We start from the raw sequence: 283 nt of genomic DNA on the forward strand, positions 1-283 counted from the left end.
GTGGATATCTTGCCATATATTCCTGCTCCTTTCACATAACCAGAGAGCATATCCTACAGACCCTGACCCAAGCCGCAGTGGATGTAAGAAGACAGGTCAGGGTAGTAGCGGAGAGCATGCAGGATTTGGACCATCCTTGGATACTCCAGATGCCCAATACACTTTACTTAAAAGGCGTATACGTGGAGGTGGTTTGATGGATATAAAACATGCCCTAATTCTCGGAGCTGTGGAAGGTTTTACCGAGTTTTTGCCCGTATCTTCTACGGGACACCTTATCCTC

General features: G+C 47.0%; 1 protein-coding gene and 1 pseudogene. Both read left to right on the forward strand.

Annotated elements, in window-relative coordinates:
* The coding region (locus tag N2712_08115) for a hypothetical protein (GenBank protein ID MCX8029942.1) at nt 1–197 on the forward strand (197 nt) is incomplete at its 5' end.
* Nucleotides 194–283, forward strand: a pseudogene (locus tag N2712_08120) (undecaprenyl-diphosphatase). The gene N2712_08115 and the pseudogene N2712_08120, both read left to right, overlap by 4 nt.

The sequence above is a fragment of the Brevinematales bacterium genome, from assembly GCA_026415355.1.
Classification (GTDB): domain Bacteria; phylum Spirochaetota; class Brevinematia; order DTOW01; family DTOW01; genus SKYB106.